This window comes from Paramagnetospirillum magnetotacticum MS-1, from assembly GCF_000829825.1.
Lineage (GTDB): Bacteria > Pseudomonadota > Alphaproteobacteria > Rhodospirillales > Magnetospirillaceae > Phaeospirillum > Phaeospirillum magnetotacticum.
Genome location: NZ_JXSL01000025.1, coordinates 268,555 through 275,182, shown reverse-complemented (window position 1 = coordinate 275,182; position 6,628 = coordinate 268,555). Strand labels below are relative to the sequence as shown.

At 62.7% G+C, this 6,628-nt stretch carries 5 protein-coding genes; 3 read left to right on the top strand and 2 right to left on the bottom strand.

Annotated features, from left to right (window positions below):
• Nucleotides 1–976 (bottom strand): DEAD/DEAH box helicase family protein (locus CCC_RS08520; protein WP_201773295.1); only part of this gene is annotated, 976 nt, incomplete at its 3' end.
• Nucleotides 977–1,686: 710 nt separating this feature from the next.
• Between CCC_RS08520 and CCC_RS08515 the strand changes: the two genes are divergently transcribed.
• Nucleotides 1,687–3,183 carry an ATP-binding protein gene (locus CCC_RS08515; protein ID WP_052473041.1) on the top strand — a complete coding sequence of 499 codons (1,497 nt, stop codon included), beginning with the start codon at nucleotides 1,687–1,689 and terminating at the stop codon, nucleotides 3,181–3,183.
• Between the two features lie 10 nt (nucleotides 3,184–3,193).
• On the opposite strand, the gene CCC_RS08510 is transcribed toward CCC_RS08515, so the two are convergent.
• Nucleotides 3,194–4,498 (bottom strand): magnesium and cobalt transport protein CorA, encoded by a 1,305-nt coding sequence (locus CCC_RS08510; protein ID WP_009867681.1) that lies wholly within the window; start codon nucleotides 4,496–4,498, stop codon nucleotides 3,194–3,196.
• Between the two features lie 344 nt (nucleotides 4,499–4,842).
• Here CCC_RS08510 and kdpF point away from each other — a divergent pair, with 344 nt between their 5' ends.
• Both kdpF and kdpA read left to right on the top strand, forming a co-directional pair.
• Nucleotides 4,843–4,944 (top strand): K(+)-transporting ATPase subunit F, encoded by a 102-nt coding sequence (kdpF, locus tag CCC_RS21710; protein WP_082036551.1) that lies wholly within the window; start codon nucleotides 4,843–4,845, stop codon nucleotides 4,942–4,944.
• 12 nt (nucleotides 4,945–4,956) lie between these two features.
• Nucleotides 4,957–6,627, top strand: coding sequence for a potassium-transporting ATPase subunit KdpA (kdpA, locus tag CCC_RS08505; RefSeq protein WP_041040743.1), 1,671 nt, complete (start codon nucleotides 4,957–4,959; stop codon nucleotides 6,625–6,627).
• Nucleotide 6,628: the final 1 nt, after the last annotated feature.

Sequence of the window (6,628 nt, the reverse complement as noted above, 5' to 3'; positions counted from 1 at the left end):
AGTTGAGAGTGTGGTGGTCACCCTTGCTGGCGTAATACGCCCAATTGGCCATGACACCTTCAAGGCCTTGGAGCGTTTCATCGACCTTGTCGCGGAAGCGATGCCGAGTAGCCAAAGAGTTCTCTTGCAGAACCGTCTGGTCATAAGGATGGTTCCACAGGGCAGACCTCAGACCCTCCATCGAATACTCCGAGGGCATCGCCATGGTGCCCTTCCAGACCATCCTCGTCATGGTCATTGGGAGATCGGGTTTGGCCGCAACCGACTCTGACATCTTCTGGAAGATCTCATCAGCCTCCCTGAGGCACAGGATCGGGTCAGGGAATGCCTTCTTCACAGGTTCAGGAATATGCCCCAGGGCCTGAGAGATGGCCGATGATGTGATCTGGTACTCTTCGACCATGTTGGCCAAAGCCTCATCGATGACGGTCAGCTTCCGCCGTCCATAGTTCCACTCGATCAGCGCAGACCACTTGTCAGCTCTATCCTTGCCAAGCCCGATAGCGGCGTTGACGTAAGCCTGATGGGTCACCACCAGGATTTCTGAGGCCGCCACCTCATCTGCTGTCACGGTTGTTTCCGAATGTTTGGCGACGGCCACCATAGCCCCAGCATGACCATTGATGCTCTCGACCACCTCATTGCACTGATCGATCAGCCGAGTGACCACCAGCATCCCCGTCTTGTCCCCATCGGCCACCCTCCGATTCCCCTCAGCCAGCATGGCGGCATACAGACACAGCCCTTGGGTCTTCCCGGTCCCCGTGGGCGGCTGAAGGACTCTCCAGGTCCTCTGATCGTCAGTCCCATGGGCCACGATGGCCTGACCGAAGGCTTCCGCCAGTTGCCGCCAGATGGCCCTCAGCTTCTCACTGGACGCATTCCCCAGGGTCTCCACCCAGTGCTTCTCCATCCTGTCCACGAATGCGATGGATGACACTGGTGCTGATTCTGAGAACGGCTCTGGGGCAGCCATCGGGTTTCCTCTCAGGGATTAAATAGGGGGGTGAAGGCTCTATAGGAGAGAATGAGAAATCCATCCCCCTATTAATCAGACCACAAGATCCACACCCCGTCACCTGGGACAGGAGCGGACAGGGACCCGGAAAGGAAACCGACAGAGTCCCCCTCGGTAACCTCTGGGTACCCCTGGGTCCCTGATTATTCTGGAACAAAAATCTCAGCCCCATATCGCACCCTGGGGTCTCAGCTCATGTCCCCCGTGGCGGGGCCTCCAGACCTTCGATCATCGCGACCAAGTCCCCCAGATGACCGGCAGCTTCTCCGATGGGACTGCCGCCGGTGTTCCCATGGACTGCCCCAGGGTGGCTATGGGGCTGGAGTACCAGGGGCCGGTCAGCGGTAGACCAAACGGTAGACCAGAAGTGCCTCTGGACATCGAACCTGGATATACCTAGACTCTTGAAATCGTTGGAATCATGGGCCTAGAGGGTGCCTGTGGTGGGAAATGACCTCGATCATCGGTCTTCACCCGCTCCAACGTTTTCCCAGCAAAATCTGCCATACCACTCCGATCGCAGGGAGGAGCATGTCCTCTCGCGGGCGGGTTCATCTAGCCTGTGGAAACTGGGCCGTTATGGTCTATCATCGCGCCCCAACCTTCACAGGGTCGTTTTAGACGTGGATATCGAACTCGGGACAACCTCCTCCGGCACCCCGGCTCTCATGTCGCTGGAGGAGTTGCTTGCCACCCGCTTGCTGGTGCAGGGCAATTCCGGTAGCGGCAAGTCGCATCTTCTGCGCCGTCTGATCGAGCAAAGCGCCCAGGCCGTCCAGCAGGTGGTGATCGACCCCGAGGGCGACTTCGCCAATCTGGCTCAGGTCTTCGGCCATATCGTCATCGATGCCGGGGCTCAGAGCGAGAACGGCATGCGCCTGATCGCCAGCCGGGCCCGGCAGATGCGCGTCTCCGTGGTGGTCAATCTGGAGCATCTGGACACCGAGCGTCAGATGCGCCACGCCGGGGCCTTCCTCAACGGATTGTTCGACACCGACCGCCAGTACTGGACCCCGGTCCTGGTGGTGGTGGACGAGGCCCAGCTCTTCGCCCCGGCCGTGGCGGGCGAGGTGGCCGACGATGCGCGCAAGGCCTCGCTGGAGGCCATGACCAATCTGATGTGCCGGGGAAGAAAGCGCGGACTGGCCGGGATCATCGCCACCCAGCGTCTGGCCAAACTGGCCAAGAACGTCGCCGCCGAGGCCAGCAACTTCCTCATGGGCCGCACCTTCCTCGACATCGACATGCAGCGCGCCGCCGATCTGCTGGGTATCGACCGGCGTCAGGCCGAGGTGTTCCGCGACCTGGAGCGCGGACGCTTCGTGGGCCTGGGCCCCGCCTTGTCGCGCCGCTCGGTCACCATCCGCATCGGCGATGTCCAGACCCGCAGCCATGCGGGCGGCGCCCAGTTGATGCCTTTGCCCGAAAGGACACCCGAGGAGGCCCGAGGCCTGCTGTTCAAGGCAAACGCTCCGCCGCCCGCGCCTTATGTACCGGAAAAGGGCCTGGATACCGAGGCGCTGCTGGCCACCATCGAACACAGCCACCCCGCCCCGATTCCCCAGCCCATTCCCGCCGTCCGAACGGAGGAGCCCCCGCTCCCTGCCCCGGCTCCCACGCCCGTTCCGGCCCCGACCCAGGCCTCGCCACAGCCCGAGACCGATCGCGGCATGGGGATCGACGACGTCCTCGACCAGTTGTTCAGCGAAAGCAGCGCGCTCGGCCGTTCGGTCGCCAGCCTCTACGATGATTTCCAGGCGCGCTGCCGGGCGTTGCGATTGCCCGGCAGGGTTCTGGACCTCGCCCATTTCCGCCGCCGTCTGATCCTGGCCCAGGCCGGGGTCACCCCTGCCATCGCCGCCCTTCCCGGATGGGAGCAGGCGGTCGGTATCGCCAACGGCCTGGAAGAACAGTTCCAGGGCATCTACCTGCATCTGGCGGCGGCCGCCGCCCAGTCCCTGCCCTGCCCCACGGACCAGATGATCACCCAGGCCTTCGGCAGCCATTCGCCGCGCCGCGCCCTGGCTGCCCTGGCCCGCATGCAGCAGTTGGGAATCATCGAGATTTACGAGGAGCTGAGCGGCGAGCGCGTCATCGTGCTGCCCGCCCTGCAATGGCGGACGGCACCGGGCCACGCCAACGACGTCCTGGCCTGGAGCGGCTGATCCCGCAGGGTCAGCCCCTGGCCCGCTTCCTGGCGTTCCTGGATTCGAAGATTTTCAGGATCGTATAGGTTCCCCATCCCACCAGAATCATACCCCCGGTAAAGAACCCGTAGGAGATGGGCCAGGGAATGCCCTGAGTCATCATGGAGAACTCGGACATTCCCCCAACGCCGGCCAAGACGTTGAGCGGCATGAAGACCACACCCGCCACCGTCAACTGCGACACGCGGCGGTTCTGGTTGATGTTGATGAAGCCCACCGTGGCATCCATCAGGAAGTTGATCTTTTCGAACAGGAACGCCGTGTGGGTGTTCAGCGATTCGATGTCGCGGACGATCTCGCGGGCGTCGTCCATCTGCTGCCCATTGAGCAGCTTGGCCCGCACCAGGAACGACACGGCCCGCTGCGTATCGAGCATATTGCCGCGGATGCGCCCGTTAAGGTCCTCTTCCTCGGCGATGCTGGCCAGGATACGGGCGGCGTCGGCATCGCTGACGCTTTCGCTCAGCACTTTCTTGCCCACCCGGCGCAGCGTCTCGTAGGCGTCTTCCAGGGCGTCGGCGGAATATTCCACATCGGCGGCGTATAGGGCCAGCAGCAGGTCCTTGCAGTCTGATATCTCGCCCGGCTGGCTGCGCATGCGCAGGCGCTGAAGACGGAACACCGGCAATTCCTCGCTGCGCACGGTGAACAAGGTATCGTCGTGAACGATGAAGGCCACCGGCACGGAACTGGAGCGGCCCTCGCGGTCCAGCAGGAAGTTGGAATGAAGGTGAACCTCGCCCACTTCCTCCACATAAAAGCGGGTGCTGACCTCCAGATCGGTGACGTCTTCGGGATCGGGCAGGTCCAGACCGAAATGGCGCCCGATCCAGCCCCGCTCGGACTTTGAAGCGCCCAGCACGTCGATCCAGATGGGGTTCAGGCTTTCCAGTTCGGAACGCGACACCACCTGGACGATCCGCGTGCGCCCATCCACCAGTTCGCAGGCGGTCACCTCGCTGGTGAGGAACTGAGGTTCCACATTGCCCGACAGAAGTTCGCCCAAATCATTGGGCAGTTCCCATAAGACGTCGTTCATGCGATCCGACGCCAGTTGGGCCCACAGCAGACGGGCGTCATCTTGGGAAACGCTTTCCAGCGCCCGGCCGATCTCGCCCGGCGACATGCGCGAGAGCAATGTCCGCAACTCGGCCACATGCTGGTTCTGCACCACCGTCTCGACCAATTCGGGCCGCCGTGACGACTGTGCCCGCAGCATGTCCTCGACGATCTTGTGTTTGGCGAGTAGCTCTGTGACAGCCTTGAGTGGCATGGATTCCTGCCGGATACGAGGTCTTGGCGCGCAAGACGATGCCGAACCAATCCGGCGCTTTCAAGTCCCACGCCGGTCCGGGCCGGAAGGTATCACCAAACCGCCATCAAGGCCAATCCATGGCTTGCCCTCATAGGGCTTCCCATAAGCATTCCATAAACGCCGCCATGGAACTCCGTATCGAACCTTGATGGCCTCCGGCGCGATGCTGGGATCAGCCAATTCCCACTTCGCGTCGGAGATTCATCATGGTCGAGTTCCTGTTCATCGCCGCCATTTTGTCCATGTTCGGCGTCCTGCACCTGATGGTGCGGGCCTGCGAGCGCATGTAGCGGAGGTCAGCCATGCACGGCAATGACCTTCTCGGCTTCCTGATCGGTGTCACCATGGTTTTCGGCCTGGCGGGCTATCTGGCCTATGTTTTGACACGCCCTGACAAATTCTAGGATTTATCGATCATGGATGCTCACGGCATTCTTCAGCTTTTGCTGTTTGTGGCCCTGGTTCTGGCGGCAACGCCCTTGCTGGGCCGTTACATGGCCTGGCTGTTTCAGGCTAGGTCCGGCCGCCTGGAAGGCGCCTTCTACCGGATGTGCGGCATTACCCCTGAGCGCGAGCAGACATGGTCGGCTTATGCCGTCTCGCTGCTGGTCTTCCATCTGCTGGGGGTGCTCTCGCTTTACGCCCTGCAAAGAGTGCAGGACCTGTTGCCGCTCAATCCCGCCGGGCAGAGTGCCGTCCCGCCCGATCTGGCCTTCAACACCGCCATCAGCTTCGTCACCAACACCAACTGGCAGAACTATGGTGGCGAAAGCACCATGAGCCTTCTTACCCAGATGGCGGGGCTGGCCGTCCACAACTTCCTGTCGGCGGCCGCCGGAATCGCGGTGGCCTTGGTGCTGATCCGGGGCTTTGCGCGCCATTCCATGCGCACGGTGGGTAATTTCTATGTGGATCTGACCCGGGCCAGCCTCGGCCTGTTGCTGCCCATCTGCGTGATCGGCGCCCTGGTTCTGGTCTGGCAAGGCGTGCCGCAGAATTTCAACGCGACCGTGGAGGCCACCACCTTGGAAGGCACCTCCCAGGTCATCGCCCAGGGACCGGTGGCCAGCCAGATGATGATCAAGCATCTGGGCACCAATGGCGGCGGCTTTTTCAACGCCAATGCCGCCCATCCCTATGAGAACCCCACCCCCCTGGTGAACCTGATCCATCTGGTGGCGATCTTCGCCATCGGCACGGGATTGACCAATACATTCGGCCGCATGATCGGCGACCGCCGCCAGGGCTGGGCCCTGCTCGGCGCCATGGCCCTGCTGTTCCTGGCCGGTGTCCTGGCCGCCACCTGGGCCGAGTCCCAGGGCAATCCGGCCCTGGACGGGCTGGTCAACATGGAAGGCAAGGAGGTGCGTTTCGGCATTGCCGCCTCGACCCTGTTCGCCGCCGTGACCACCGCCACATCGTGCGGCGCCGTCAATGCCATGCATGACAGCTTGTTGCCCCTGTCGGGCATGGTGGCGATGGTCAACATGCTGCTGGGCGAGGTGGTGGTGGGCGGCGTCGGTTCGGGCCTTTACGGCATGCTGATCTTCGCCGTGGTCACCGTGTTCATCGCCGGGCTGATGGTGGGGCGCACGCCGGAATATCTGGGCAAGAAGATCGAGGGCCGCGAGATCAAGCTGGCGGTGATCGCCATCCTGGCCGCGCCCGTGGCCGTGCTGGGATTGGGCGGTCTGGCCATTGCCCTGCCCGTGGGTCAGGCAGGCATCGCGGCGGCCGGTCCCCATGGCCTGTCCGAAGTGCTCTACGCCTTCGCCTCGGCGGGCAACAACAACGGTTCGGCCTTTGGCGGGTTGTCGGGCAACACCCTGTTCTACAACGCCACCCTGGCCGCCGCCATGATGATCGGGCGCTTTGCCATCATGGTCCCGGTTCTGGCCATGGCCGGAGCCTTGGCCGCCAAGAAGGTGGTCCCCGCCTCGGCCGGAACCTTTCCCACCCATGGCTGGCTGTTCGTCGCCTTGCTGATCGGCGTGGTGCTGGTGGTGGGCGGGCTGACCTACTTCCCCGTTCTTGCGCTTGGCCCCGTGGTCGAGCATCTGGCGCTTAGCGCCGGTACCTTGTTCTAGA